The organism is Microbacterium sp. 22215, from assembly GCF_052045655.1.
Lineage (GTDB): Bacteria > Actinomycetota > Actinomycetes > Actinomycetales > Microbacteriaceae > Microbacterium > Microbacterium phyllosphaerae.
In genome coordinates, this window is the sequence record NZ_JBQEPC010000001.1 from 128,405 (window position 1) to 154,361 (window position 25,957).

A 25,957-nucleotide genomic window follows, 5' to 3' on the forward strand; every position below is an offset into this window, starting at 1 on the left:
AGATCATTATGGCGTGCGCAGGGAAGCCGTCCTCATGGAGTCATTGCGAGCGAGCCGTCCGACTGGACCTCGAGAGTGAGCCCCAGATTGAGCCTGGCGAGGAACGCGTCGTCGTGGCTCACGACGAGCACCGCCCCGCGGTAGACGCGCAGAGCCTCGATCAGCTGATCGACGGTGTCGATATCGAGGTTGTTGGTCGGCTCGTCCAGCACGAGGAGATGAGGCGCGGGGTCCGTGAGCAGTAGTTTCGCCAGCGCCACACGGAAGCGCTCGCCGCCTGACAGCGCCGCGACCGGCCTCTCGGCGGTGGCCCCTCTGATGAGGAACCTCGCGAGTCGGTTGCGCAGCTCCTTCTCGGGCACCTGCGGGGCGGCATCCGCGATGTTCTCGAACACCGACCGGCTCTCGTCGAGCCCGTCGACGCGCTGCGGCAGGTACCCGATGCGGTCGGTGAGGGCGGTCGCCGTCAGCACCGGGCGATCCGTGCCGGGCGCCGGTCGTTCCGTATTCAGCAGGGATTCCTCACGGGCACCCGCCGAGCCGTCATCGGAACGGATCGGCGGCATCTGTGCTGAATCGTGAACGCCGCCGGCGGCATCCGCCACCAGCCGTTCAAGCAACGTCGTCTTGCCTGCGCCGTTGCGCCCGATCAGCGCGACACGATCGGGGCCCTGAATGATCCACGAGTGCTCGCCGTCGTCGATCTGGGCGATCCGGCGGCTGCGCGACACCTGCGGATCCGGCAGCTCGATCTTCATCGAGGCATCGGAGCGTAGGCGCCGACCCGCCTCGTCGAGAGCCGTGCGCGCGGCATCCTCCTTCGCGCCGACCTCGGTGCGCAATCTGCCCGCCGACACCTCGGCGGCCATCTTGCGACCGTGCGCGATGATCTTCGGCACGCGCTTCTCGATCTCGGCCTTCTTCGCCGTGCGGGCGCGGTGGGCGAGTTTCACCTCGGCCTCGATTCGCTGACGTTTCTCTTTGCGGAACTCCTGTTTCGCGGTGACCTCCGCCTGCCGGGCCGCCTCCTGCTCGGCGTCCAGCCACGCGCGCCACTCGGAGTACGGGCCGCCGAACACGCTCAGTGTCTGGGCATAGAGCTCGGCGGTGTCGTCCATGAGTTCGAGCAACGACAGATCATGGCTGACCACGATCAGCGTTCCCTTCCACGACCTGACCATCGACGCCAGCTTCGCGCGGGCATCGCGATCGAGGTTGTTGGTCGGCTCGTCGAGCAGCGTGATCGGTGCACGCCGCAGCCGGATGCCGGCGATCGCGACGAGCACGGCCTCACCGCCCGAGAGCTCGCCGACGGTGCGGTCGAGGAACTCGGGTGCGAGACCGGCGTCGGCGAGCGACATCTCGGCGCGCGCCTCGATGTCCCACTCGTCGCCGACCGCATCGAAATGGGCCTGATCGACGTCGCCGGCGCCGATCGCCCGGACCGCGTCCAGAGGCGCGGCGATTCCGAGCAGATCGGCGACCCTGCGATCGACGTCGAGCGTGAGCTGCTGCGGCAGGTAGGCGACCTCGCCGGTCGCGGTGAGGAACCCCGAGGTCGGGGTCAGCTCGCCGGCCATGAGGCGCAGCAGCGTGGACTTGCCCGCGCCGTTGCGACCGACGAGACCGGTGCGACCGGAGCCGAAGGAGCCGGACACCGCGTCGAGCGCGGTCGTGCCGTCGGGCCAGGTGAAGGTGAGACGGTCGAGAGTGACCGAGGAATGAAGAGTGGGGACTGACATGGTGTCTCCTGTCGAGTGCGAGGGTGCACTGACACCGGTCACCGATGGTCCCGTCTGAGCGGGACGCGCAGTCGAAAGAGACAGCGGTGATGGTCTGCCGTGGAGTCGGCGATCGTCGGGTCAGCGCGCGAAAGAGTGGGCGCGGAAGCGACGGATCAGATCAAAGGACTTCCAGACACGGCGGACAGGACTCCACGACGATACCCGGGCGTGTCGCGTTCTCGCAACCCCGGGCGTGTCGCAGTTCTGGACTCACGCCTTCTGGGCGCGATCCAGCCACTTCGTGAGGAAGGTGTGCACGTCTCGGAGTTCGTCTTCGGAGATGCTGTGCGTGAGCCCGGTGTACACGCGACCCGACAGCTCGGAATGCGCCGGAAGCCACTGCGCCGTGTGGGCGACGCGTGCCTCGGGAATCACCTGGTCATTGGTGCCGCGCCCCCAGAAGACGTGGGGCTTCAGCTCGGTCAATGCGTCGTCGTTCGGCAGCTCTCCCTCGGCGACGTATCCGCTGAGCGCCACGACGGTGGCGACCCGTTCGGGGGAGAGACGCATGGCCTGGAGCGCGACGGCCGCGCCCTGCGAGAAGCCGAGGAGGGCCACGGCCGGAGCATTCGCCGCCGCGTCGTCGAGCCACCGCAGAAACGCCTCCGCGGCCGCGGTGACGGAGTCGGAGTTGCGTCCGTCGAGACCCTCGATCGCGTACCAGGAACGACCGGGCATCGGCCACGGGGGAGCGAGAGGAGCGGCGACGGATGCCACGGCGATGCCCTCCGGCAGGTAGGGCATCAGCCCGAAGAGGTCGTGCTCGTCGGCACCGTAGCCGTGCAGCAGCACCAGCAGCGGTGTGCCCGACCGATCCGCGGTGGACCAGCGTGTGAGGGCGTCGTCGATCGTCAGTTCTTCGCTCACGTGCACCATCCTGCCAGTGGGGTCTGACACGGGTGGGGGCCTGAGCCCGAATCGTATGCCGGTGGCGGCTGTCAAGTCGGTGTCCGGTCACGGGTGCGGCTGGTAGAAAGGACACATGTCCGTCCGCACACCTGATCCCGAGCCCGAGCCCGAAGACGGTCTCGGAGGTTTCGACTCCGCGCAGACCCCGTCTCGTGACGGCAATCCGGGCTGGCTCAGCGACTTCGAGCTCGAAGAGGCGCGCCGCCGTCTGCCGATGCTGTACGTCGAGGCGATCCCTGTGCGCACAGACGGGTCGGGCCAGGTCATCGAGATCGGCATCCTGCTGCGCTCCACTCCGATGGGTGAGATGACGCGCACGATCGTGTCGGGGCGGGTGCGCTTCGGCGAGACGATCCGCGACGCGCTGTTCCGTCACGTCGAGAACGACCTGGGCCCCATGGCCTTCCCGCTGCTGCCTCCGCAGCCGCTGCCCTTCACGGTCGCCGAGTACTTCCCGATCCCCGGCGTCAGCGCGTATCACGACGACCGGCAGCACGCGGTCTCGCTCGCCTTCGTGGTGCCGGTGACCGGTACCTGCGAGCCGCGTCAGGACGCGCTCGAGGTCACCTGGTTCACCCCTGAGGCCGCCGGCTCCGATGCCGTCGCCGCCGAGATGGAGGGCGGCCGCGGCACGCTGATCCGCCAGGCTCTCGCGAACCTCGGACTGCTGCGCTAGACACCGAGGTCTGCCGCGACCGAGTAATTTCTCCATCGAGTGTGGCGCGGAACTGTATTCCGGTGTATCTATATCTCAGGTGATCTGTCCAGAGCGCCGTGTCTGACGGCGGTCTCGTGGCCACGTCCTGTGCCCGAGAGGATGCCTCATGGTGTTCCCTGCCCTCACCCGTTCGTCGCGCGTCGCGGCCATCGGCATCGCTGCCGCTCTGCTGACGTCGACTCTCGTCGCGGTTGCGGCGCCGGCCTCTGCATCCGTGCCGGTCGCGGCTTCGACACCTGCAACAGTCGTCGCTCCGGCACACGCAGGGGTCGCCGATCAGCTGCCCCTCGCTCTGGGAGATGCCGCGGCCCTGGTCGCCACGCCTCCCGCCGATGCACCCCAGGGCTCGGCTGACATCTCGGGAACGATCGTCTTCCCGGCGGTGCCGACGACGGGCCGCACCTTCGTCGTGGCCTACGCAGCCGACGGCGACAACTCGGCGGTCGCGGCGGCATCCGTCGCTCTCGACGGAACCTATGTGCTGCGCGCGCCGATCGGCGATCTCATCCTCTCGGTGCTCTCGGAGGGGCGGGCGGTGATCGACACCGAACCTGCGGCGATCACGCTTCCGGCCGAAGGGCTCACGGGCCAGGACATCGTGCTTCAGCCCTCTGCGCTGATCTCCGGCGCCGTCACAGGGCCCGCGGGCGTGAGCCTTGCGGGCAACAAGGTGGCGGTCGCGGTCTATCCGCTCGACGGCAGCGGCGAGGTCGCGGTGGCGGCGAACTATGTCACCGACGGTGGCACCTACGCGGTCGGCGGGATGCCCGTCGGACAGTACCGCGTCGCGTTCCTGTCGGCCGCACCGGGCGCGGTGTCGGAGTGGTGGAACGATTCCCCGACGTTCGCCAAGGCGACGACGGTGCAGTTCGATGGGTCATCCGTCGCCTCGGGAGTCTCGGCCGTTCTCGCCGCCCTCCGTATCATCGACAGCTCCACCCCCACGGTGGCCGGTACCGCCACCGTCGGCCAGACGCTCAAGGTCACGCCCGGTGCCTGGACCACGGGCGCGGCGCTGAGCTACCAGTGGTACGCCGATGGAGTCGCCATCGCGAAGGCCACCACGTCGTCTCTGGTGCTCGCGGCCGCGGTCGGTGGCAAGAGGATCACCGTCAAGGTCACCGGTTCGAAGACTGGGTTCGCGCCGAAGTCGCTCGTCTCCGCGGCCACCGGAGCGGTGCTGCGGTTGCTCGCCGCTCCTGTGCCCACCGTCGCCGGCACAGCGACGGTCGGGCAGACGCTCACGGCCAAGCCAGGCACCTGGACAGCAGGCACGAAGCTGGCGTACCAGTGGTACGTCAACGGCGTCGCCGTCTCGAAGGCGACCGCGGCCTCGTTCAAGATCCCGGCATCCGCAGCCGTCAAGACGATCACCGTCGTCGTCACCGGCACGAAGGCGGGGTATGCGACGGCGGCCAAGCGCTCGAAGGCGACCGCTGCGGTGAAGGGGATCCTCGCGGCTCCGGTGCCCGGGATCAAGGGCGCGGCGCTGTTCGGTTCGCGCCTGACCGCTGCGCCCGGCACCTGGACGAGCGGCACCAAGCTCTCGTACCAGTGGTACGCGAACGGCAAGGCGATCAAGGGTGCGACGAGCTCGTCGCTCGCGCTGACAGCAGGTCTCGTGCGGTCGCGCATCACGGTCAAGGTCACCGGCACGAAGAGCGGATACATCTCGGCGGCGAAGGTGTCGGCGGCGACCGGAGTCGTCAGCTACCCCGCGCAGGCGAAGCCCGTCTCGACCTGGAACTGCCCGGCATGGGCGCCGATCAAGGGCAACGCGAGCTCGATGATCTACCACGTGAAGTCCGGCGCGTATTACGCCAAGACCAAGCCGGAGGCCTGCTTCTCGAGTGAGGCGGCGGCCGTGAAGGCCGGGTACCGCAAGTCGAAGCGCTGAGCGAGATCCCGCACACCAAGAGACCCACCGTCATGACTTCTGACGGTGGGTCTTTTCGTATGTCGCGACCGCGACCCGATGCTCAGCGCGAGGTGAGGCGCGCGAGCTCGGCGACGAACTCGTCGACGTCGGACTCCTCGGTGTCGAAGCCGCACATCCAGCGGACCTCGTTGCGAGCGGCATCCCAGTCGTAGAAGCGGAACGACTCGCGCAGCTGGTCGGCGATGCCGTCGGGAAGCTGAGCGAAGACGCCGTTCGCCTGGGTCGCCTGGGTGAAGGCGACGCCGTTGATCGTGCCGTCGGCGATGCCTGCCTCGATCGACCCGCGCAGGCGCTGGGCCATCGCGTTCGCGTGCTGGGCGTTGCGCAGCCACAGGTCGCCCTCGAGCAGGGCGATCAGCTGGGCGGACACGAAGCGCATCTTCGACGACAGCTGCATGTTGAACTTGCGCGAGTACTGCAGGCCGTTCGACGCCTCGGGGTTCAGCACCACGATGGCCTCTCCGAGCATGGCGCCGTTCTTGGTGCCGCCGAAGCTCAGCACGTCGACGCCGGCGTCGCGGGTGAAGGCGCGCAGCGGCACGTCGAGGGCGGCGGCGGCGTTCGAGATGCGGGCGCCGTCGAGGTGCAGGGTCATGCCGCGCTCGTGCGCATGGTCGGCGAGTGCACGGATCTCGTCGACGGAGTAGAGGGTGCCGAGCTCGGTCGACTGCGTGATCGAGACGACGAGCGGCTGCGCGCGGTGCTCGTCACCCCAGCCCCAGGCCTCGCGGTCGACGAGCTCGGGGGTGAGCTTGCCGTTCTCGGTCGGCACGGCGAGGATCTTGAAGCCGCCGATCTTCTCGGGCGCTCCGCCCTCGTCGACGTTGATGTGCGCGGTGGATGCCGAGATCACGGCGCCCCAACGCGGCAGCATCGACTGCAGTCCGGTGACGTTCGCACCGGTGCCGTTGAAGACGGGGAAGGCCTGGACGCCCTCGCCGAAGTGCGTGCGGAAGACCTCCTGCAGGCGCTCCGTGTAGGCATCCTCGCCGTACGCGACCTGGTGGCCGCCGTTCGCGGTCGCGATGGCCGCAAGGACCTCGGGGTGGACGCCGGAATAGTTGTCGCTGGCGAAGCCCCGGACAGCGGGGTCATGCTGAATAGTCACCGGACAAGCCTACGGGGCGGATGCCGGTCCCGATCTGCGCACGGTGTCCCGATCTGCGCGCTGTTCCGCCGGATTCGTCCGCGGATCGGGGCCGGGTCCGCGGATCGGGACCCCTACCGGATGTCGGATGCCCCGCCTACCCTCGAACCCATGGAGCGCACCGCTGCGAAGACCGCCTTCGCCAACGTCCTCGTCAACACGCTCATCGCGAACGTGACGACGAGCTTCCTGTGGTTCGCCCTCACGTTCTGGGTCTACATCGAGACGCAGTCGGTGCTGGCGACCGGTGTCATCGGCGGCGCGTACATGCTGTTCATCGCCTTCTTCGCGATGATCTTCGGCACGATCGTCGACCGCAATCGCAAGCACACCGTGATGCTGCTCTCGAGCGTCATCTCGGCCGTCGCCTTCCTCGTCGCCGGCGTGCTCTACCTCTGGCAGCCCGAATCGGCACTGCTCGACCTCGGCGGTCCGTGGTTCTGGGTGTTCTCGGCGGTCATCCTGTTCGGCGGGGTCATCGAGCAGCTGCGCAACATCGCGCTCTCGACGACTGTCACGCTGCTCGTGCCCGAAGACCGACGAGCCAACGCCAACGGCCTCGTCGGCACCGTGCAGGGCCTCGCTTTCCTCGTGACGAGCGTGTTCTCGGGCCTGTCGATCGGCTTCCTCGGCATGGGGTGGACGCTCGCGATCGCGATCGGTGCCATGGTGCTCACGTTCGTGCATTTGCTCTTCATCCGCATCCCCGAGGGCGCGCCGACCCCCGACCCCGGTGCCACGAGCGCGCTCGACTTCCGCGGCAGCGTGAAGGCCATCAGACTCGCGCCCGGGCTCTTCGCGCTGATCATCTTCTCGACCTTCAACAACCTCATCGGCGGCGTGTACATGGCGCTGATGGATCCGTACGGGCTGACCCTGTTCAACGCCCAGATGTGGGGATTCGCGCTCGCGTTCGCCTCGACCGGCTTCCTGATCGGTGGCGGCTTGGTCGCGAAGTTCGGTCTCGGCGCGAAACCCATGCGCACACTCCTGCTCGTCGTCATCGCGATGGGGCTGCTCGGGTCGGTGTTCATGCTGCGCGAGTGGTGGCCGCTGTACGTCATCGGCATGTGGGTCTACATGGCGCTCGTGCCACCGGTCGAGGCCGCCGAGCAGACGATCATCCAAAAGGTCGTCCGCTATGACCGGCAGGGTCGAGTGTTCGGAGTGGCCGCCGCGATGGAGGCCGCCGCCGCACCGATCACGGCGTTCCTGATCGCGCCGATCGCCGAGTTCCTGATCATCCCGTACATGAAGACAGACGCCGGTCAGCGGCAGTGGGAGTGGCTGCTCGGCGAGGGCGAGGCCCGAGGTATCGCGCTGATCTGCCTGTTCGCCGGCATCATCATGGTCATCGCGGGAACACTGGCGTTCTTCACGAAGTCGTATCGCAAGCTCACGGAGCTCTACGCGAATGCGCCGGAGCAGAACCCGAACGCGGAGAACTCCGACGGTGCGGAGGGTGCCGAGGGCGACCACGCCGCCGGCGAGGCAGAGGAAGCTCCGGCCCGAGCTGTCCCAGGTGAGGAGGGCCGAGCCCCGAGGCCCGACGCCCCGCCGCCCGTGCGCGGGCTGCCGCCAGAGGTCCCCGAGATCAGGCGCTGACGCAGGCAGAGGCGAGACGGTGACGAGGGCGGGGTCGCGGCGCCCGCAATGATCGGGTCCGTCAGTCGAGCGTGATGATCTGGTCGTTGAGGTCTGTGGCGTCGACATCCCACAGGGCCAGGACACGCGGCACGAGGGATGCCGGATCGAGGGCCTTCGCACGGAACACGACGGATGCTGCCCGCAACGGCTCCGCGGCATCCCGTGCAGCCTTCGCGAAGCCCTGCGCGACCGCGCGGGTCCACGCCTCGCTCGCCGCCTTCACGGCCGCATAGTTCGCACCGCCGGCGAGAGGGCGACCGACCGCGGTCGACGAGACGATCGCGAAGCGGCCGGCATCCGACGCGCGCAGCGCGGTGTCGAACGCCCGGCTGGTCGCGCGCACCGCCTCGAGGGCGGGGAGGAGCGCTGTGAAGTCGGCATCCGACTGTCCGGCGAGCCCGCCGCCCCCACGCCAGCCGCCGACCAGGGGGATCACGGCGTCGACGGCGCCGAGACGCGCGGCCAGGTCTGTCATCGAATCGAGGGAGGTGGCGTCCGCCACCTCGACCTCCGCGCCGACCGCCCGCAGCGGTTCCAGGCGATCGGCAGAGCGGCCGGTCGCGACGACCCGCGCACCCGCCTCCGAGAGTGCGCGCGCGAGGGCGAGGCCGGAGTCGCTGGTGGCTCCGGCGAGGACGATCGTGCGATCTGTGACGCTCATGTGCTCAACTCTCGTGAAGAAACAGGTCTGCGGCCACCCCGGGCAGGAATGGCCGCAGACGCTGCGCCCGGTCGCCCCACGCGACCGAACCCCAGAAATGCGCGATTCGAGTCAGTCGTCGGTGCCCCGGATGCCGACGGTCGACTCGATGACCGTCTTCATCTTCTTGTCGAGGGTCTCGAAGAACATCGACAGCGGGAACTCGTCATCCATCACGGCATCCGTGTACCCCTTGGGCGCGCCGGCGAGGATCTCGTCGGGCAGGCCGCGGGCCCACTGCGATGCCGGGTGCGGCGTGAGCGTTCCGCGCACGAGCTCGTACGCGGCGAGCCAGTGGGCGACCTTCGGGCGGTCGATCGAGTGCCAGTACAGGTCGTCGATCGCGTCGCCCAGAGCCACGACGGCGTCCGGCACGTTGTCCCAGTCGAATGCGAGGGCGGTGTCGGTCCAGTGCAGCACTCCACGCTGGTGCAGCCAGGCGAACAGCAGCTGTCCGCCGACGGCGTCGTAGTTGCGCGTGCGAGTGCCGGTGATCGAGAAGCGGAAGATCCGATCGAAGATCACCGCGTACTGCACGAGGTGCGCGTAGTCGTGCATCTCCTGCTCGGTCTCGGTGAGCTCCTCACCCGCGGCGATACGGGCGGCGAGAGTGCGCTCGATGTTCACCGACTCGCGGAACGCCGTCATGTCGCAGCGCATCTCCTCGAGCGAGTAGAGGAAGAACGGCATCCGCTGCTTGATCATGAACGGGTCGAACGGAAGGTCGCCGCGCATGTGGGTGCGGTCGTGGATGATGTCCCACATCACGAACGTCTTCTCGGCCATCTGCTGGTCGTCGAGCATCGCGGCAGCGCGTTCCGGCAGCTCGAGGTTGGTGATCTCGGCCGCCGCGCGGGTGACCCGACGATAGCGAGCAGCCTCGCGGTCCTGGAAGATCGCACCCCACGTGAACGACGGGATCTCACGCATCGCGACCGTCTCGGGGAACAGCACGGCCGAGTTCGTGTCGTACCCGGGCGTGAAATCGACCAGGCGCAGCGAGACGAACAGCTTGTTGCCGTAGTCGCCGGCCTCGAGGGCGGCGATGAACTCCGGCCAGATCGTCTCGACGATCAGGGCCTCGACGAGGCGGTCGCTCGAGCCGTTCTGCGTGTACATCGGGAAGACGACCAGGTGACGGATGCCGTCGACGCGGTGCTGCTGCGGCTGGAAGGCCATGAGCGAATCGAGGAAGTCCGGCACGCCGAAGCCCTCGGCGACCCAGCGGTCGAAGTCGACCACGGAGGCGGCGAGGTAGTCGGCGTCGTGTGGGAAGGCAGGGGCGAGAGCGCGGATGCCGGAGGTGATCGCGGCGACGAGGTCGCGGGCGGCGGCGTGGTGCGCGGCATCCGGGATCGAGCCATCCTTGATCTGCATCTCGCGGATCGCGATCGCCGCATCCTTCAGCTGCGCCCAGGCGGTGCTCTGCTCGGCGATCGATGCGTCCTCGACGACCTCGGGTTCGCCGACGATGGCCTGAACAGCGGTGCTGTGGGCGGAAATGATGGACATCGGGACCTCCGATCGGAGAGTTTGACGGAAAGATTCCGGCATATACGGAATCCTGACGATAATCTTACATCCATGGATGATTCTGTCGACCGCGCGATCCTGGCCGCGATCTCTCGCGAAGGAAGGGCCACACTGTCCCAGCTGTCGGATGCCGTGGGCCTGTCGGTGTCGGCCGTGCAGTCGCGACTCCGTCGCCTCGAGACCCGCGGAGTCATCACCGGATACCGAGCGATCCTCGATCCCGAACTCGTCGGCACACCGCTGTCGGCGTTCATCGAGATCACCCCTCTCGACCCCGCCCAGCCCGACAATGCGCCGGAGCTTCTCGAACACCTCGACGCGATCGAGGCGTGCCACTCGATCGCCGGGGACGCGAGCTACATGCTGTTCGTGCGGGTGGCCTCGCCCCGTGCGCTCGAAGAGCTCGTCCGCGACATCCGCCTGGCCGCGAACGTGAGCACCCGCACCACGGTCGTGCTGCAGACCTACTACGAGCACCGGCCGATCATCGCCGTCGCCCCGGAGACATCCGTCGAGGCCTGATCGCACTCTGGAACATCGGCGTCGCACGGGCCATACTGTGACAGATCTCTCACCGCAGAGGATCCCACAGCCCGCGCAGACTCCCAGGAGCACCCATGTCCTTCCAGGCATACCTCGACAAGGTCGAGACCCAGACCGGCCTCACCCCGCGGCAGTTCGTCGAGCTCGCCAAGGAGCAGGGTTTCGACGAGAGCACGAAGTCGACCGTGGTGCTCAACTGGCTCAAAGAGGAGTACAGCCTCGGTCACGGCCATGCCCAGGCCATGGTGCACGTGATCCTCAAGGGACCGAAGATCAGCGACAAGCACGTCGGCAAGGGCGGGGCCCACGGCGATGCATCCGACACGCTCTGGCTCGACGGCAAGGACAGCAACCCGAACGCCTGACCCGCACCAGCCGACACCTGCAGAAGAGAGAGCATCATGGCCGTCCGCGTCGATCTCAACGTGTCCCTCGACGGATTCGCGACCACCACCGATCAGACACCCGAGAAGCCGTTCGGTGACGACTGGCCGCGTCTGGTCGCGGCCTATGCGGCCACGCGCACGTTCCGCACCCGCGTGCTCGGCGACGACTCCGGCGCCGGCACGACGGGGGTCGACGAGAAGTACGCCCACGCCTACTTCGAAGGCATCGGCGCCGAGATCATGGGCGCGGGCATGTTCGGTCTGCACCAGAATCCGGACGACCCTGAGTGGCGTGGCTGGTGGGGTGACGAGCCCCCCTTCCACGTCCCTGTCTTCGTGCTCACGCATACGGCCCGCGACTCGATCGAGTTCGCGAACGGCACGGTCTTCCACTTCGTCGATGCGGCGCCCGAAGAGATCCTGCCGCGTGCGATCGAGGCGGCGGGCAGCGGAGACGTGCGCATCGGCGGGGGCATCGACGTCGTGCGGCAGTTCCTCCGCGCAGGACTGGTCGACCGGGTGCACCTCGCGGTCGCTCCGCTCGTGCTCGGCAGCGGAGAGCGCATCTGGGACGGCCTGCGAGGCATCGAGAACGGCTACGACGTCGCGTCCGAGGTCGCCGAGTCCGGCGTCACGCACCTGACCTTCACCCGCGACTGAGGTCCCCTCGCCACGGCGCTCATCGGGTGCCCCAGTAGGATTCCCTGCGTGGCAGCATCCTCGAAGCGCAAGAAGAATCCGACCCGCGTGAGCGGCAATCCCGCGAAGCGGGCGAGCGGCAACCCGGCCCAGCGACCCGTCATCGAGGCGGGTCCGGTCACGGTCGGCGACTGGATCGGCGCGGCACGCCTGCGCACCCTGCCACTCGCGGTCGCGCCGGTCGTGATCGGCACCGGCGCCGCGCGCAGCACCGGGCCCGAGTTCCACTGGGTCATCGCCCTCGCCTGCCTCGCGGTCGCTGTGCTGCTGCAGATCGGCGTGAACTTCGCGAACGACTACAGCGACGGCATCCGCGGCACCGACGCCGTGCGTGTCGGCCCCGCCCGTCTCACGGCATCCGGCCGCGTGAAGCCCCGCACCGTGCTCATCGCGGCGCTCGTGTTCTTCGCACTCGCCGCCGCGGTCGGCGTCGCGATCGTCATCCGCACGGAGCAGTGGTGGATGCTGGCGATCGGCGCGGCCTGCATCATCGCCGCCTGGTTCTATACCGGGGGCAAGAGGCCCTACGGCTACAACGCTCTCGGCGAGGTCTTCGTCTTCATCTTCTTCGGACTCGTCGCGACCCTCGGCACCACCTGGGTGCAGGTGTTCGTGCTGCCGCAGCAGGCCTGGCTCGGAGCCGTCGCCGCGGGTCTGTTCGCCTGCGCCGTGCTTCTGGCCAACAACCTGCGCGACATCGATCAGGATCGCGTGGTCGGCAAGCGCACACTCACGGTGCTGATCGGCAAGCGCGCGACGCAGGTGCTGTTCACCCTGTTCGTGCTGGTGCCGTTCGGCATCCTGGCCTTCATCGCTCTGCTGTACCCGATCGCCTGGATCGGCCTGTTGGCGCTGCTCGGGGGGCTCCCGGCGATCCTGATCGTCTGGACCTACCGCCAGGCGAAGGAGCTGGTCATCGCCCTCGCGCTGACCTCGCTGACAGCACTGCTGTACTCGGGCGCGTTCTTCTGGGCGCTCGCCTTCTGAGTCAGTCCTCGCGGCGGGGGGCTGTGTCGGCGGGGAGGGCTGTGTCGGCGGAGAGGGTTGTGTCGGCCGCGGTGGCGTCGTCGATCGCCTCGTCTTCGGCATCCGCATCGGCCTGCTCGGCCTCGCTGCGTCCGCCCCGGCGCTCGACGAGCCGCGCGGACGCGTCGGTCAGCGGCGCGCGCAGGAACAGCATCGAGATGCTGACGCCGATGAGGGCGGCGAAGATCGCGGCAAGCCACCAGAACTCGCGGAAGATCGGGAAGAAGAACCACAGGATCGCGAGCGGCACGAGGAAAGCCAGCAGTCGGAGCACGGTGTAGACGAGGAAAGGTGCGCGGTTCTTCACCCGGACAGTCTACGTTCGCGACCTGAGGCGTCCGCTGTCAGCCGTCGACCCCGAGCGATGCGAACGGAATTCCGCGCACCACGCGCTTCCACGGATGCTCCCCGAGCGACCAGAGCAGCTTCGCGTCGAGGTCGAGCGCCAGGTCCTCGCATCCGACCGGGAGCGGCACCCGGTCGCGCACCAGTGCGTCGCGGGTCCCCGTCCACAGGACTCCGGGGTGCATGCGATCGGACTGACTGATGAAGTGCCGGTCGCCCCAGCGCACCGCGCCCTGCATGCGACGGATGCCGGGGGAGAAGCGGCTCTCTTCGCGGAACGCGTCGTCGTCCGACTCCGGGATCGAGAACTCCGCGATGCGACCCGTGTCGTCCTTCAGATACTCGCCGATCAGCACCCGACGCAGGGGTGTGCCGTCGTCGTCGAACACGCGACCGAGATACGAGCACCGGATGTCGATCGGATGCACGCGCGTGCGCACCGCGACGAGAGAGGTCGCGCGCAGGCCGCGACCGTCGGCGCCGGCGAGGCGTCGCGCCTCGGCACCGCGGACGCGGCGGATGCCGGCGAGGTCGAACTCCCAGATGCCCTTGCCGGTCGCTGCGACGAACAGACGATCGTCGAACCAGGCCAGGCCACCGGCGTGGATGCGCGCGGGCTGCAGCTCGCCGTCCTCCTCGACCGCGAGCAGCACGTCGAGGTGGCGCGAGCGGTCGAGATCGACGAACGCGACACGCGATGCGAGGTGGTGCCCGTCGAGCCGCTGACGGAACCAGCTCACCGCGAGGGTGCGTCGGCCGTGCCACAGTCCGAGATCGATGCCCTGCGGATACCAGCGGCGCGTCCACGTGCGGGCGCTGAGCCAGCGCAGGTCGACCGTGCCGCGGCGCTTCTGCCGCACCGGGCGCCATGTCGTTCCGAACGGCCAGAGCATGGTCCCATCGTCGCCGATCGCCGACCTCGGTGCGAATCCGGCGCGCGCGCTGCGCAGACGCACCGGGCAGCGTCACCGCCCGTTCACCCTCACGTCCCCGAACGGCAACGAACGCCTGAGAGCATGCCGAGACCGTCGACCCGGGGAGTTCCGTGCGCACACCGCTCGTCACCGTCATCGTGCCCGCCAAGGACGCGGGCCTGTACATCGGCACGACGCTCGAGACGCTGACCCGCCAGTTCGACGATCCGGCCTCGCTCAAGCTCGTCGCGATCGACGACGGATCCCGCGATGACACGGGCACGCTGATGCGTCACTACGCCGAGCGCTTCCCGCATTCGACGGTCATCGAGAATCCGCAGCCCCGGGGGCTCGCGAGTGCCCGCAATCAAGGGCTCGCGCACGTCGAGGGCGACGCCGTCTGCTTCCTCGACGGCGATGACTGGATGCAGCCGCAGCGGCTGGCGGTGCTCACGCGACGCCTGCGCGAGCTGGACGCCGACTTCCTCCGCACCGATCACGTGACCGTGAAGGCCGGCGTGCGCACGCTTGTGCCAGCGCCGTACCCGTGGCGTGAGCGAGTGGGGTCACCCCGCGAGGCGATCCTTCCCGAGAACGAGCCGACCATGGTCGACTACCCCTTCGCCTGGGCGGGCGTGCTGCACCGCCGGCTGATCGACGACGGGCTGGCCGCGTTCACCCCCGGGCTCTTCACCGCCGAGGATCGCCCTTGGATCTGGCGGCTGCATCTGCAGGCCCGTTCGTTCGCGGTGGTCGATGCCCCAGCCCTGCTCTATCGCCGAGGGGTGTCGACCTCGCTCACGCAGGTGCGCGATCGGCGCCAGCTCGACTTCGTGCGTGCGATGGACGAGGTCCTCGACATCGCGGCGGAGGATGCCGAGGCGGACCGCTTTCTCCCGAAGGCCGTGTGGACCGTGCTGGCGCTCAGCTCGCGTCACCTCGTGCGCGCGCGACGGATGACGCCGTCGCTTCGTGCGGAGATGCGCGCCGGCATCCGCGGGCTTCTCGCCCGGCTGCCCGAGGCCGAGTCGTCGGCCGTGCTGGCCAGGCTCGACGGCCCGCGGCGCCGCGTGCTCGCCCCGTTGCTGCGCACGGTCGGGCGGGCGGCATGACCCAGCTCTTCGCGCTGCACAGCGCCTACGGCCTCGCCACCGCCGCGGCCGCACTCGACGACGGGCTCCTCGGAGACCACGGTGAGCGCATCCTCGTGCCGTTCGTGTCGTCGAGGATCCCCGAGACGTCGGTCGGGATCCTCGCCGACCCCGCGCTCGCGACCCTTCGGGACCGCTTCGACCGGGTGGAGGACCTCGACGCGCTGCTCGGGCCGCTGCATCCGAGCTCGTGGAAGCCGGATGCCGCCGATCTGCCACTGCTGCGCAGACTGTTCACGCGTGCCTGGGGTCTCGACGGCGACGACCTCGAGGTGCTGGTGCAGAGCCCGCAGGTCGCTCCCGCTCGCACTCTCATGATGCTGTTCCCGCACGCGCGCCTCACGATCATCGGTGACGGGCTGATGACGTACTCGCCCATGCGGGTGCGCCTGCCCCACACGGTGACCGCGCGGATCGGGCGGGTCGTGCACGCCGACGTGGTGCCGGGCGTGACCCCGCTGGTCGGCGCGCCCACCGCGACGGCGGTGCCCGTCTCTCCCGCGCTGTTCCGCACGGTGCTCGCCGAGACGGCCGCGGGGGTGGATGACACGGCGGAGCTCGAGAGCGTCATCACGGGGGAGCCGACGGTGCTCGTGCTGGGCCAGTACCTCTCGGCGCTCGGCCTCGTGACAGAGAGCGAGGAGGTGGCTCTCCAGACGCAGATGATCGACCGGGCCGCGAGCCTTCACCCTCGGCACATCGTCTTCAAGCCGCATCCTGCCGCGCCGCCCCGGCTGAGCGACGCGCTGCGTGATCGGGCGGGGGCGCACGATGCCGTCTTCCACGAGTACCGCGGCGCGCTCGCCGCAGAGACGCTGGCCGAGCGGATCGACGCACACGCCGTCATCGCCGGGTTCTCGACCGCGTTGCCGACCGTGCGCGCCCTCTTCGGCAGGGACATCGAGGCAGTCGGTGCCGACACCGTGCTCTCTCGACTGACCCCGTACGAGAACAGCAACCGGGTGCCCGCGACCATCGTCGACGTGCTCACACGGCCGGGCTCCCCCTATCGGGAGCCCGAGCGGATGCAGCTGCTGGTCGACGCGGTCGGCTACGCCATGCAGCCGGTCGTCGCGGCACACCTGCGGCGGCGCGCGGTCGAGCTGCTGACGAGCATCCGCCCCTCCGATCGCGACCGCTACTTCGCGCCGGAGCGGCTGGCCGAGCTGCGGCTGCCGGGGGCGCCACCCGAGACGGCGGTGCGCCGTGCGCTGCGTCCGGCCGGCGGGATCGGTCGAGTGGAACAGGTGCGGCTGACGGCGCTGGGCGCGCGTCGACGGATCGGGCGCGCGTGGCGCGCATTGCGGGGACGATGAAGGAGACGACGATGACGGATGAGAGTCGCGAGGGTGACGCCCTCAGGGTGGTCGCGATCATCCCGGCGCGGGGTGGGTCGAAGGGTGTGCCCCGCAAGAACGTGCGCAGGGTCGGCGGGGTGCCGTTGATCGAACGGGCGGTGCGCAGCGCGGTGGCAGCCGAGGGGGTCGACCTCGTGGTGGTCTCGACGGACGACGACGAGATCGCCGCGGTGAGCAGTGCGGCCGGCGCGCGGGTCGTCCGGCGTCCCGCCGAGATCTCCGGCGACAGCGCGTCATCCGAGAGCGCGATCCTGCATGCGCTCGATGAACTCGACAGGTCCGGTGACCGGGTCGACGTGGTGGCCTTCCTGCAGGCCACCTCGCCGTTCATCCCCAGCGATGCGCTCGCGAAGGCTGTGCGCGAGGTGCGCTCGGGGACCGCCGACAGTGTGTTCTCGGCGCACGAGACCTACGGATTCCTGTGGGCGCGCGAGCATCCGGATCAGGCGGATGCCGGGGCGGCCGTCGCGGTCAACCACGACGCCACCCACCGGCCGCGGCGCCAGGACCGCGAACCGCACTTCCTCGAGACCGGGGCGTTCTACGTGTTCCGGGCCGACGGCTTCCGTCAGGCGATGCACCGCTTCTTCGGACGCATCCGCATCGCCGAGGTGCCCGAGTGGACGGCCATCGAGATCGACGACGAGCAGCAGCTGAGGATCGCGCGCGCGCTCGCCGCGCTGCACGAGACTCCCGAGCGGATTCCCGTGCGGGCGATCGTGACCGACTTCGACGGCGTGCACACCGACGACACCGCGAGTGTCGACGCCGACGGCGTCGAACGCGTGCGCGTCAGCCGCGAGGACGGCATGGGGGTGTCGCTGCTCCGACGTGCCGGCATCCCGATGCTCATCCTCTCGACCGAGGTGAACCCCGTCGTGCGGGCGCGGGCCGACAAGCTGCGCGTCCCGGTGCTGCACGGCATCGACGACAAGGAGTCGGCGCTGCGCGGGTGGGCGCAGGAGAAGGGCATCCCTCTCGCCGAGATCGCCTACCTCGGCAACGACGTGAACGATCTGCCCGCGCTGCGCATCGTCGGGTGGCCCATCGCGGTCGCGAACGCGCATCCACTCGTCCTCGAAGCGGCCCGCGTCGTCCTCGGCCGAACGGGCGGCCACGGTGCCGTGCGCGAGCTGATCGAACGGGTGTTGCCCGCCTGACCGACTCCGGTAACCCTCCTGTCGCACGGCGTTCACCCCCGGCGCGTACTCAGGGGAGAAGGCCATTTCGACGACCGGAGGAACCATGACTGTCAGCATCGGCTCACGCGTGATCGGCGGCGGTCACCCCGCCTACCTCATCGCGGAGATCGGCCTCAACCACAACGGTGACGTCGACATCGCCAAGCGTCTGATCGACGTCGCGGCCAAGGCGGGTGCCGACGCCGTGAAGTTCCAGAAGCGCACGCCCGAGATCTCCACCCCCGAGCACATGCGCGACGTTCCGCGTGAGACGCCGTGGGGCACCATGAGCTACCTCGACTACCGTCGCCGCGTCGAGTTCGGTCGCGACGAGTACGTCGCGATCGGCGACCACGCCACGATGCTCGGCCTCGACTGGTTCGCCTCGCCGTGGGACGTGCCCAGCGTCGAGTTCCTCGAGGACCTCAACGTCGTGGCGCACAAGGTCGCCTCGGCCAGCCTCACCGACACCGAGTTGCTCGTCGCGCTGCGCGAGACCGGCAAGCCCGTCATCCTCTCGACCGGGATGTCGACGATCGAGCAGATCGACCGCGCGCTCTCGACGCTCGGCACCGACCGCGTCGTGCTCATGCACGCCACGTCGACGTATCCGCTCGAGCCCGAGGAGGCGAACCTCCGGGCGATCGCCACGCTGCGCGACCGCTACCCCGGCGTGCCGGTCGGATACTCGGGCCACGAGCGCGGCCTGCAGATCTCGCTCGCGGCCGTCGCGATCGGCGCCGTCGCGGTCGAGCGCCACATCACCCTCGACCGCACCATGTGGGGCTCCGACCACGCGGCCTCGCTCGAGCCGACCGGCCTCGAGCACCTCGTGCGCGACATCCGCGTGATCGAGACGGCCCTCGGCGACGGCGTCAAGCGCGTGTTCGACAGCGAGCGCGCACCGATGGCGAAGCTGCGACGCGTTCCGGCGTGACCGGAACGGCGCGGGCAGATCAGGCGGGAGTGGGACGGGCATGAGCGGAACGCGGATGAGCAGTTCGGATGGGCTGCGGGTCGTCGCCATCGCCGACGCCGACTCGTTCGTGAAGTGGTCGGCGTCGCTGCTCGGCAGCGTGCCCGGCATCCGCCCGCACCTGCTGCTGGTGCAGACGCTGTTGACGGCGAGCGTCGAGCAGCAGCGCACGGCACTGAGCGGAACGGGGATGCTGCCCGAGAACATCACCAGGGTGGCCTTCGCGCAGGCTGCGGGGTGGCTCGAAGGTCAGCGCCCCGACGTCGTCCTGCTCGCCGGGCGTGGTCCCTTCGTGCGCCTCCTGGGCCGGATCATCGACGGGCTGTCGCGTCGCCCGGTCGTCGTCGCGGGGCTCCCCGGCATGGCGATCCCCGCGCAGCGCGGCGCCCTCGACTACCGCCGGCACGCCGACCTGCTCGTCGTGCATTCGCATCGGGAGGAGCGGGCGTTCGCCGAGCTCGGACGCCTGATCGGAGTGCAGGTGCCGACAGCGCTCGCGACTCTGCCGTTCGCACGGTCGCGTTCGCGGATGCTCGCGCACGATCGCGCGCGCGTGCTGACGTCGGAGTCCGCAGGCGTGACCGGCACTCTCGTGGCCGAGCGACCCCGGTCGCCGGAACAGGTGCCGCAGGCGGAGATGCGTCCGGTGCGGATGCCGGCGACGGACATCGTGTTCGCCGCGCAGGCGCTGGTGCCGGTCGGCCGCGACGAGCGCGCGGAGATCGCGGCGACCCTCGTGCGGGCGGCCGAGGCGGATCCGAACCGTCGTGTCGTCGTGAAGCTGCGTTCGCGACCGGGGGAGTCCGAGACCCACCTCGAGCGCGACCCCTATCTAGACCTCCTGCCCGCTCGGCTGCCCGACAACCTCGTCGTGTCCTACGGATCGATGGCGCAGGCGCTGTCGACGGCGGCCGGGCTCGTCACGGTGAGCTCGACCGCGGCCGTCGAGGCCGTGGCGCTCGGCGTTCCGGTGATCGCACTCGACTCGTTCGGAGTGAGCAAGAGCCTGCTGAACACGGTGTTCGTCGGCAGCGGTCTGCTCGGCGGGCGCAGCGAGGTCGTGGCGGGGCGCTTCCGGCATCCGCTGCCCGCTTGGCTGCGTGACAACTACTTCCACTCCTCGGCCGAATCGACCTGGTGGGAGCACGTCGAGCAGCTCGTCGCGCTGCGCAGGGCCGGTGCTCTGCCGGCGAGACCGGTGCCCGCGGCACGGGGTGGCGCCCTGCACGAGGCGTGGCACCGCGCGAGCGTACTCGGCACCGCGGACCGCACCCTCAGCGGTGCGGCCGCACTCGCGATCGGTGCGCCCGCGACGAAGGTGCTCGGGGCTCTGCGTCGGGGACGGGCCTCGGGCGACGGCGGCACCTGGGCGGATGCGTCGACCGACGTCACGCTCGAGCCGAACCCGTTCCACGATTCGATCAGGCGGTGAGCGCCGGGGTCATCGGTCGAGCAGCGCGGCGATCTGCGACCTGACGTCTGCGGCGATCTCGTCGATGCTCGCCTCGGCGTTCACGCTCGCCGCCATGGTGACGAACATCGCCGCCGAGACGATGCGGGCGAATGTCGCGGCACGGTGCTCGTCGATCCGCGGATCGCGGTTCAGAACATCGGTCAGCGCCGCCTCGGTCTCGCCGACGATCCTCAGCGCCTCGGCATGATGCGCATCTGCGGGGTTGCCGAACACCATCTCACGGAGGTACGTGCGGCCGTTCTCGACCTGCACGCGGTTGCACTCGATGATCGGACGCAGGAGGGCCATCGCCGCGTCGAGTGTGTCGGTCGTCGCCTCGGCCGCCGTGCGTCCGGCCTCCAGCGCCTCGGCGTAGTGCACGTTCTGCACGAGCAGGAGAAGCTCGCCCTTCGTCTTGGCGTAGAGGAAGAGCGTGCCGGTGCCGACATCCGCCTTCTCGGCGATCTGCTGCGTCGTGACGTCGTCGATGCCGTGGGCGGCGAAGAGCTCGGCGGCGGCGGACGTGATCCGCTCGAGCTTCTGCTGCTTGTTCCGCTCGCGTCGCCCGAGAGGTGTGGCCTGGCTCGACATTCGCGTCCCCTCGGAATAGAAACTGAGTACAGTCGGTTATGAGTGAAGTCGCTTGTGCATCTGCTCAGCGATCACACCTCATTGTCGCAAGAAGAAGTCGCAGAGAAGAAAGAGCGGTCCATGCCTTCACTCAACGGAGCTGTCGTCCTCGTCACCGGTGCGAACGGAGGCATCGGCACCCAGTTCGTGCACCAGGCGCTCGAGCGCGGGGCTGCGAAGGTCTACGCCAGTGCACGCACGCCGCGCGAGTGGAATGACGCCCGGGTCGTCCCTCTGACCCTCGACGTCACCGATGCGCAGTCCATCCGCGACGCCGTGGAGGTGGCATCCGACGTGACCGTGCTGATCAACAACGCCGGCGCGTCCGTGCCGACGGCGGGGATCCTCACGCACACGGACGACGAGATCCGGCGCAACGTCGAGACGAACTTCCTCGGCCCGCTCTTCCTGACGCGTGCATATGCCCCGCTGCTGTCGGGTCGCGACGGAGCCACGGTCATCGACATCCACTCGGCTCTCGCATGGTTCGCGGTGGGTGGCATCTACAGCGCCACGAAGGCGGCCCTGTGGTCGGCGACCAACTCGCTGCGTCTCGAGCTGGCGCCCGAGGGAGTGCACGTCGTCGGCGTGCACGTCGGCTACGTCGACACGGCGATGGCCGAGCATGTGTCCGACCCCAAGACCGACCCGGCCGACCTCGTGCGGGCGATCCTCGATGCGACCGAACGGGGCGAGTACGAGGTGCTCGCGGACGAGATCTCGGTGCAGCTCAAGGCCGGTCTCAGTGCGCCGCTCGACGCGGTCTACCCGCAGCTGCGCGCTTCGGCCGTCTGACATCTTCCCTGAGAAGCCACGGAGAACACTCATGCGCGCATTCGTGCTCACGAAGTACAAGCAGCCGCTCGAGCTGAGGGAGACCGCTGAACCCGAGGTCGGTGACCGAGACGTCCTGATCCGGGTGGAGGCCGTCGGACTCAACCAGCTCGACGAGAAGATCCGCGTGGGCGAGTTCGCGCAGATCCTGCCGTACTCCCTGCCGGTCGTGCTCGGTAACGATGTCGCCGGCACCGTGATCCGCGTCGGCGGGCTCGTCGAGTCCGTCCGCCCGGGCGATCAGGTGTTCGCCCGGCCCGACGAGCGCCGGATGGGGGCGTTCGCCGAACGCATCGCGGTCGCCGAGTCGGATCTCGCTCTCGTCCCGACGCGCATCACGGCGGCGGAGGCCGCGTCGCTGCCGCTCGTGGCGCTCACCGCCTGGCAGGCGCTGGTCGAGCGGGGGCGGGTCGGGTCCGGTCAGAGGGTCCTGATCCACGCGGGCGCGGGCGGTGTCGGCTCGATCGCGATCCAGCTCGCGAAGCACCTCGGAGCCACGGTCGCCACCACCGCGAGCGCAGCCAACGCCGACTTCGTCCGCCGCCTCGGTGCCGACGTCGTGGTCGACTACCGCACCGAGGACTTCGAAGAGGTGCTCTCGGACTACGACCTCGTACTCGACAGCCTCGGCGGGGAGAACCTCGAGAAGTCGCTGCGGGTGCTCAAGCCCGGTGGCCTGGCCATCGGGATCTCGGGTCCCCCCGACCCCGCGTTCGCGAAGCGCAAGAAGCTGAACGCCGTGGTGCGGCTCGCGATCGCCGCGCTGAGCCGCAGGATCCGGGGCCAGGCGAAGCGCCTCGGGGTCAGGTACGAGTTCCTGTTCATGCGTGCGGATGGCGCCCAGCTGAGCAGCATCGCGACTCTGGTGGATGACGGAGTGATCACGCCGGTCGTCTCGAAGACTTATCCATTCGACCAGATCCCTGCGGCGCTCGCCGATCTCGCGGCCGGCGGTGGTCGGGGCAAGATCGTGGCCACGCTCGAGGTCTGATCAGCCGCCGTCGGCACCTCGGGCGATGATCGACGGCGGGTTCGGGTCATCCCATCGCTGGAAGGTCTGCACCCACCAGAAGGCGGCGAACAGGGTCAGCGCGACGGCTTCGCCGAAGAGCACGACCGGGGTCTCGCCGAACACCTGGCGGAAGGCGAGCGCCGCGACGAGCAGCAGGAGGTCGACGATCAGGAGACCTGCGATCCAGCGGTAGATCGATCGTTGGCGAGGAGTGGGCGGGGTCTCGCCGGGGTCGAGCGGCCCGCCGGCGTAGAGGATCGGGACCGCGGCGAATACGCCGAAGAACAGCAGGGTCACGACGAAGTGGATGCTGTGCACCGGCCAGAGGTTGAACGGGAAGTACTCGTTGAGTGCGGGTGCGAAAGCGAGGGCGGCGACGGCGGCCGCCGTGATCAGCGCGATGATCGACACCAGTCGGGCCGAGGGGTTCGGCGTGCGGGTGCGGCGCCGGATCACGGCCATCGTGATCACGAGCGCCACGACGACCATGGCGTAGACGGCGATGCCGAGTCGCATGTCGCCCTGGAACTCGACCGGTACGCACTCGACGTTGTCAGGGCACTCGAACGGGCCGACTCGCTGGTGGTTCGCGAGACTGGTCGGCACGATCGCGATCAACGGCGCGAAAAGCGCCGAGATGTCGAGCAGGGTGGTCGCGCGGTCACGCCCGGACAGCGCGAGGAGTGCGAGTGATGCCGCGATCAGAGCCCCCACGAAGACGGTGCGAGCCGGTGTGTAGAAGTAGTGGCTGATCGAGGGCAGAGGAGTCCATCCGACAGTGAACGGCTCCCACGAGGTGACGATCGTCTGGATCACCACGCTGAGCAGCAGCGTGAAGACGATGAAGACGAGGGACAGTCGCAGGTATCGATGCGTCTTGAGGCCGGTGGGGGCGGTGTCCTCATCAACGGCCATGAGGTGACCGTACACCTCGCTCCGGACGGAGTCGGATGACGCGGCGTGACGCCTCTCGACACGCGAGGACTCACTTTGTCAATCCCCGCAACGATGCTGGTCATCCAGATCACGGCGAGGTAGCGTCATTCCCATCGCGGCGATCCGGGCGGTCCCGGGCCTCAGCTCATATCTGACGGCGTTGCGGGTTCGACTCCCGCCGTCGCGTCCACTCTGTCCGGGATCTGAACGCCCGGTCAGCCCCCTGAGCGGCGGCCTCGACGCAGACGCTCGACGGTCTCGCCCGCTGCTACACCGACGAGCACCAGCGCGGTCGCGATCGACAGGGCGAGGACGGTGACGATGACACCTGCGAGCCCCACACCGGCGAGCAGGACGAGAGCCACCAGACCGATGAGCTGAGCCCGCGCCCAGCGCCCTTCGAGCACGCGGCGGAACAGCACCGTGCCGGTGAGGAAGAGGATCGGTGCGCCGACGACCACGACCGTCGCGGCGAGGCCGTGCTGGTCGGGCAGTGCGAGCATCTCCTTGTCGCCCACGCTCAGGAGCACGATGCCCGCGATGATCGGAAGATGCACCCAGGTGTAGACGGTGCGGGCGAGCCGTGCCGGTTCGTCCGATGCCTCGATCGCCTCGGCGCCGATGCGTTCGCCGTGATCGAAGTAGATCCACCAGGTCGCCGCTGCCGCGACGAACGCCGTCATCATAGCAGCGATCGATGCGACGGACGACTCCTTGTCGACGAACGCGAAGCCGGTCACCAGCAGGCCTTCACCGAGTGCGATGAGCACGAACAGCGACGTGCGCTCGGCGATGTGCGGACCGGAGAGGTCCCACGAGCTCAGCCGGACCTTCCCGTGTCCGGGGACCGGAAAACCGAGCACAGTGCCCAGCAGTTCGAGTGCCAGTGCTGCGGCCCACAACGGCAGCTGCCACCCGAGGGGCATCAGTGCGCCCGCGATCCACAGGGCGCCACCGGCGACCGTCCAGCACAGGATGAGCGAGAAGTCGCGGGCCACCCGCCGATCGTGGCGGGCTGTCGCCCACACGATGAAGGCCGTGCGTCCGACCTGGAAGACGACATAGGCGATCGCGAAGGCCCACGCGCGCTCGCCGAACGCCTCGGCGATCGAGACGCTCATCACGAGCGCCACGAAGGCCAGTGCGATCACCGCCGCGCGCACGGGGAGCTTGACGGGGTCGAGCCAGTTCGTCACCCAGGTGGTCGACACCCACGCCCACCACAGCGCGCACACCATGATGACGCCCTCGACGGCGCCCAGAGGCGTCTGGTTGTCGTAGAGGTAGGCAGACAGCTGCGTCAACGCGAGGACGAACAGGAGGTCGAAGAACAGCTCGACGTACGTCACCCGATCCGCGCGCGGAGAGTCCGTGGGGCGCAGCACGTCGCGGACCATTCCGAATGCCATGCGACCATCCTGGCATCGCCGCTACGGCGGAGGGTGCTGACGCCGCCAGGGCGGGTTCAGTCTTCCGACGCCGTCATGGCCGCTTCGACCGGAGCCCAGCCGTTCTCGAGCACGGCGAACCCGGCATCGAGGATTCCGAGCTGGTCTTCGTGCTCGTTGACGAGCAGCTGCATCTGCAGCACGAATCGCGAGTACACGCGGATCTCCGCCGTCGGCTCGGAGAGTCCGAGCTCGTCGGCGATCGCATCCGCGAGGGCATCCTCGTGCCGCAGCCACATCTTCGCGGCGTACTCGCGCAGCGCGGGGGTCTCATTGAGGAACGCGAGGAAGATCCGCGTCACGTCGTTGCCGTGCTCGTCGATGTTGGCGCCGACCTCGGCGGTGTAGAAATCGCGGATCGCGCGGTTGATGGTGATCCCGGCTGCGCGGTCGCGCACGGCAGCGACGAGCCGATCGCGCTGCTCGTCGTCCTCGTCGAACACGAGCGCCTCCTTCTGGGGGAAGTGCGCGAACACCGTCGTGGGAGACACGTCGGCCGCATCGGCGACCTCGCGGATGCTGACGTTGTCGAAGCCGCGCTCGAGGAACATCATCGTCGCGACGTCGGAGATGTTCTTGCGGGTGGCCGCCTTCTTGCGCTCCCGGCGTCCGAGGGGTGCGGAGTTCGTCATGTCTCAACGATATCGCGCACTCGATACAAAACTGGCTTGACAACAAAACTGGTATT

25 protein-coding genes and 1 pseudogene are annotated in these 25,957 nt (G+C 68.9%); 15 read left to right on the forward strand and 11 right to left on the reverse strand.

The features are described 5' to 3' along the window. Positions 1-32: 32 nt before the first annotated feature. Together ACTJKH_RS00695 and ACTJKH_RS00700 are read right to left on the reverse strand one after the other, a co-directional pair. Positions 33-1,742, reverse strand: coding sequence for an ABC-F family ATP-binding cassette domain-containing protein (locus ACTJKH_RS00695; protein WP_440735385.1), 1,710 nt, complete (start codon positions 1,740-1,742; stop codon positions 33-35). 252 nt (positions 1,743-1,994) lie between these two features. After that, positions 1,995-2,660, reverse strand: a complete 666-nt coding sequence (locus ACTJKH_RS00700) for an alpha/beta hydrolase (RefSeq protein WP_440735735.1) — start codon at positions 2,658-2,660, stop codon at positions 1,995-1,997. 106 nt (positions 2,661-2,766) lie between these two features. Between ACTJKH_RS00700 and ACTJKH_RS00705 the strand changes: the two genes are divergently transcribed. Next, positions 2,767-3,369: an NUDIX hydrolase family protein gene (locus ACTJKH_RS00705; protein ID WP_210098799.1), complete on the forward strand. Its 603-nt coding sequence runs from the start codon at positions 2,767-2,769 to the stop codon at positions 3,367-3,369. A 148-nt stretch (positions 3,370-3,517) separates the two neighbouring features. Further along, complete coding sequence (locus ACTJKH_RS00710; RefSeq protein WP_440735386.1) at positions 3,518-5,308, forward strand: sunset domain-containing protein; 1,791 nt, start codon at positions 3,518-3,520, stop codon at positions 5,306-5,308. Positions 5,309-5,390: 82 nt separating this feature from the next. Here ACTJKH_RS00710 and ACTJKH_RS00715 read toward each other — a convergent pair whose 3' ends face one another. After that, positions 5,391-6,458, reverse strand: a complete 1,068-nt coding sequence (locus tag ACTJKH_RS00715; protein ID WP_440735387.1) for a threonine aldolase family protein — start codon at positions 6,456-6,458, stop codon at positions 5,391-5,393. 150 nt (positions 6,459-6,608) lie between these two features. Between ACTJKH_RS00715 and ACTJKH_RS00720 the strand changes: the two genes are divergently transcribed. After that, complete coding sequence (locus ACTJKH_RS00720; RefSeq protein WP_440735388.1) at positions 6,609-8,102, forward strand: MFS transporter; 1,494 nt, start codon at positions 6,609-6,611, stop codon at positions 8,100-8,102. Positions 8,103-8,163: 61 nt separating this feature from the next. Here the strand turns inward: ACTJKH_RS00720 and ACTJKH_RS00725 are convergent, their stop codons facing one another. After that, on the reverse strand, positions 8,164-8,805 hold the full coding sequence (locus tag ACTJKH_RS00725) for an SDR family NAD(P)-dependent oxidoreductase (RefSeq protein WP_440735389.1): 642 nt from the start codon (positions 8,803-8,805) through the stop codon (positions 8,164-8,166). Between the two features lie 111 nt (positions 8,806-8,916). Further along, on the reverse strand, positions 8,917-10,356 hold the full coding sequence (locus ACTJKH_RS00730) for a DUF6421 family protein (protein ID WP_440735390.1): 1,440 nt from the start codon (positions 10,354-10,356) through the stop codon (positions 8,917-8,919). A 72-nt stretch (positions 10,357-10,428) separates the two neighbouring features. On the opposite strand from ACTJKH_RS00730, the gene ACTJKH_RS00735 reads away from it, so the two are divergent. From ACTJKH_RS00735 to ACTJKH_RS00750, 4 genes are all read left to right on the forward strand, one after another. Next, complete coding sequence (locus ACTJKH_RS00735) at positions 10,429-10,899, forward strand: Lrp/AsnC family transcriptional regulator (RefSeq protein ID WP_440735391.1); 471 nt, start codon at positions 10,429-10,431, stop codon at positions 10,897-10,899. 95 nt (positions 10,900-10,994) lie between these two features. Further along, complete coding sequence (locus ACTJKH_RS00740) at positions 10,995-11,285, forward strand: DUF4287 domain-containing protein (RefSeq protein WP_440735392.1); 291 nt, start codon at positions 10,995-10,997, stop codon at positions 11,283-11,285. 33 nt (positions 11,286-11,318) lie between these two features. Beyond that, positions 11,319-11,966 (forward strand): dihydrofolate reductase family protein, encoded by a 648-nt coding sequence (locus ACTJKH_RS00745; protein WP_259162549.1) that lies wholly within the window; start codon positions 11,319-11,321, stop codon positions 11,964-11,966. 48 nt (positions 11,967-12,014) lie between these two features. Then, entirely contained in the window at positions 12,015-12,992 is a 978-nt protein-coding gene (locus ACTJKH_RS00750; protein ID WP_440735393.1) for a 1,4-dihydroxy-2-naphthoate polyprenyltransferase, read from the forward strand. Position 12,993: 1 nt separating this feature from the next. Here the strand turns inward: ACTJKH_RS00750 and ACTJKH_RS00755 are convergent, their stop codons facing one another. Together ACTJKH_RS00755 and ACTJKH_RS00760 are read right to left on the reverse strand one after the other, a co-directional pair. Next, entirely contained in the window at positions 12,994-13,338 is a 345-nt protein-coding gene (locus ACTJKH_RS00755; RefSeq protein WP_440735394.1) for a DUF4229 domain-containing protein, read from the reverse strand. 37 nt (positions 13,339-13,375) lie between these two features. After that, complete coding sequence (locus ACTJKH_RS00760) at positions 13,376-14,269, reverse strand: hypothetical protein (RefSeq protein ID WP_440735395.1); 894 nt, start codon at positions 14,267-14,269, stop codon at positions 13,376-13,378. A gap of 152 nt (positions 14,270-14,421) precedes the next feature. Here ACTJKH_RS00760 and ACTJKH_RS00765 point away from each other — a divergent pair, with 152 nt between their 5' ends. The 5 genes from ACTJKH_RS00765 to ACTJKH_RS00785 all read left to right on the forward strand — a co-directional run bounded on the left by ACTJKH_RS00765 (position 14,422) and on the right by ACTJKH_RS00785 (position 20,388). Beyond that, entirely contained in the window at positions 14,422-15,402 is a 981-nt protein-coding gene (locus tag ACTJKH_RS00765; RefSeq protein ID WP_440735396.1) for a glycosyltransferase family 2 protein, read from the forward strand. Beyond that, positions 15,399-16,757, forward strand: a complete 1,359-nt coding sequence (locus ACTJKH_RS00770; RefSeq protein ID WP_440735397.1) for a polysialyltransferase family glycosyltransferase — start codon at positions 15,399-15,401, stop codon at positions 16,755-16,757. Before ACTJKH_RS00765 ends, ACTJKH_RS00770 begins: the two co-directional genes overlap by 4 nt. Before the next feature lie 11 nt (positions 16,758-16,768). Continuing rightward, positions 16,769-17,959 carry a cytidylyltransferase domain-containing protein gene (locus ACTJKH_RS00775; protein ID WP_440735398.1) on the forward strand — a complete coding sequence of 397 codons (1,191 nt, stop codon included), beginning with the start codon at positions 16,769-16,771 and terminating at the stop codon, positions 17,957-17,959. Between the two features lie 85 nt (positions 17,960-18,044). After that, positions 18,045-18,917, forward strand: a complete 873-nt coding sequence (locus ACTJKH_RS00780) for an N-acetylneuraminate synthase family protein (RefSeq protein ID WP_210098786.1) — start codon at positions 18,045-18,047, stop codon at positions 18,915-18,917. A gap of 55 nt (positions 18,918-18,972) precedes the next feature. Further along, positions 18,973-20,388: a DUF6716 putative glycosyltransferase gene (locus ACTJKH_RS00785; RefSeq protein WP_440735399.1), complete on the forward strand. Its 1,416-nt coding sequence runs from the start codon at positions 18,973-18,975 to the stop codon at positions 20,386-20,388. 9 nt (positions 20,389-20,397) lie between these two features. On the opposite strand, the gene ACTJKH_RS00790 is transcribed toward ACTJKH_RS00785, so the two are convergent. Beyond that, on the reverse strand, positions 20,398-21,000 hold the full coding sequence (locus tag ACTJKH_RS00790) for a TetR/AcrR family transcriptional regulator (RefSeq protein WP_440735400.1): 603 nt from the start codon (positions 20,998-21,000) through the stop codon (positions 20,398-20,400). Positions 21,001-21,120: 120 nt separating this feature from the next. Between ACTJKH_RS00790 and ACTJKH_RS00795 the strand changes: the two genes are divergently transcribed. Further along, complete coding sequence (locus ACTJKH_RS00795) at positions 21,121-21,834, forward strand: SDR family oxidoreductase (protein WP_440735401.1); 714 nt, start codon at positions 21,121-21,123, stop codon at positions 21,832-21,834. Between the two features lie 31 nt (positions 21,835-21,865). Continuing rightward, complete coding sequence (locus ACTJKH_RS00800; RefSeq protein ID WP_440735402.1) at positions 21,866-22,864, forward strand: NADP-dependent oxidoreductase; 999 nt, start codon at positions 21,866-21,868, stop codon at positions 22,862-22,864. Here ACTJKH_RS00800 and ACTJKH_RS00805 read toward each other — a convergent pair whose 3' ends face one another. Beyond that, entirely contained in the window at positions 22,865-23,800 is a 936-nt protein-coding gene (locus ACTJKH_RS00805) for a hypothetical protein (protein WP_440735403.1), read from the reverse strand. 135 nt (positions 23,801-23,935) lie between these two features. Here ACTJKH_RS00805 and ACTJKH_RS00810 point away from each other — a divergent pair. After that, positions 23,936-24,011 (forward strand): annotated as a pseudogene (locus tag ACTJKH_RS00810). Positions 24,012-24,036: 25 nt separating this feature from the next. Here the strand turns inward: ACTJKH_RS00810 and ACTJKH_RS00815 are convergent. Both ACTJKH_RS00815 and ACTJKH_RS00820 read right to left on the reverse strand, forming a co-directional pair. Beyond that, positions 24,037-25,230 carry a low temperature requirement protein A gene (locus tag ACTJKH_RS00815; protein ID WP_440735404.1) on the reverse strand — a complete coding sequence of 398 codons (1,194 nt, stop codon included), beginning with the start codon at positions 25,228-25,230 and terminating at the stop codon, positions 24,037-24,039. 56 nt (positions 25,231-25,286) lie between these two features. Next, positions 25,287-25,901 carry a TetR/AcrR family transcriptional regulator gene (locus ACTJKH_RS00820; RefSeq protein ID WP_440735405.1) on the reverse strand — a complete coding sequence of 205 codons (615 nt, stop codon included), beginning with the start codon at positions 25,899-25,901 and terminating at the stop codon, positions 25,287-25,289. Positions 25,902-25,957: the final 56 nt, after the last annotated feature.

Excerpts from the sequence above, each read along its gene's own strand:
- ACTJKH_RS00760 (WP_440735395.1), bottom strand. The coding sequence starts at position 14,269 with ATGCTCTGGCCGTTCGGAACGACATGGCGCCCGGTGCGGCAGAAGCGC.
- ACTJKH_RS00815 (WP_440735404.1), bottom strand. The coding sequence starts at position 25,230 with ATGGCATTCGGAATGGTCCGCGACGTGCTGCGCCCCACGGACTCTCCG.
- ACTJKH_RS00800 (WP_440735402.1), top strand. The coding sequence starts at position 21,866 with ATGCGCGCATTCGTGCTCACGAAGTACAAGCAGCCGCTCGAGCTGAGG.
- ACTJKH_RS00735 (WP_440735391.1), top strand. The coding sequence starts at position 10,429 with ATGGATGATTCTGTCGACCGCGCGATCCTGGCCGCGATCTCTCGCGAA.
- ACTJKH_RS00695 (WP_440735385.1), bottom strand. The coding sequence starts at position 1,742 with ATGTCAGTCCCCACTCTTCATTCCTCGGTCACTCTCGACCGTCTCACC.
- ACTJKH_RS00710 (WP_440735386.1), top strand. The coding sequence starts at position 3,518 with ATGGTGTTCCCTGCCCTCACCCGTTCGTCGCGCGTCGCGGCCATCGGC.
- ACTJKH_RS00700 (WP_440735735.1), bottom strand. The coding sequence starts at position 2,660 with ATGGTGCACGTGAGCGAAGAACTGACGATCGACGACGCCCTCACACGC.
- ACTJKH_RS00790 (WP_440735400.1), bottom strand. The coding sequence starts at position 21,000 with ATGTCGAGCCAGGCCACACCTCTCGGGCGACGCGAGCGGAACAAGCAG.
- ACTJKH_RS00775 (WP_440735398.1), top strand. The coding sequence starts at position 16,769 with ATGACGGATGAGAGTCGCGAGGGTGACGCCCTCAGGGTGGTCGCGATC.
- ACTJKH_RS00740 (WP_440735392.1), top strand. The coding sequence starts at position 10,995 with ATGTCCTTCCAGGCATACCTCGACAAGGTCGAGACCCAGACCGGCCTC.
- ACTJKH_RS00770 (WP_440735397.1), top strand. The coding sequence starts at position 15,399 with ATGACCCAGCTCTTCGCGCTGCACAGCGCCTACGGCCTCGCCACCGCC.
- ACTJKH_RS00805 (WP_440735403.1), bottom strand. The coding sequence starts at position 23,800 with ATGGCCGTTGATGAGGACACCGCCCCCACCGGCCTCAAGACGCATCGA.
- ACTJKH_RS00705 (WP_210098799.1), top strand. The coding sequence starts at position 2,767 with ATGTCCGTCCGCACACCTGATCCCGAGCCCGAGCCCGAAGACGGTCTC.
- ACTJKH_RS00820 (WP_440735405.1), bottom strand. The coding sequence starts at position 25,901 with ATGACGAACTCCGCACCCCTCGGACGCCGGGAGCGCAAGAAGGCGGCC.
- ACTJKH_RS00725 (WP_440735389.1), bottom strand. The coding sequence starts at position 8,805 with ATGAGCGTCACAGATCGCACGATCGTCCTCGCCGGAGCCACCAGCGAC.
- ACTJKH_RS00720 (WP_440735388.1), top strand. The coding sequence starts at position 6,609 with ATGGAGCGCACCGCTGCGAAGACCGCCTTCGCCAACGTCCTCGTCAAC.
- ACTJKH_RS00785 (WP_440735399.1), top strand. The coding sequence starts at position 18,973 with ATGAGCAGTTCGGATGGGCTGCGGGTCGTCGCCATCGCCGACGCCGAC.
- ACTJKH_RS00730 (WP_440735390.1), bottom strand. The coding sequence starts at position 10,356 with ATGTCCATCATTTCCGCCCACAGCACCGCTGTTCAGGCCATCGTCGGC.
- ACTJKH_RS00780 (WP_210098786.1), top strand. The coding sequence starts at position 18,045 with ATGACTGTCAGCATCGGCTCACGCGTGATCGGCGGCGGTCACCCCGCC.
- ACTJKH_RS00795 (WP_440735401.1), top strand. The coding sequence starts at position 21,121 with ATGCCTTCACTCAACGGAGCTGTCGTCCTCGTCACCGGTGCGAACGGA.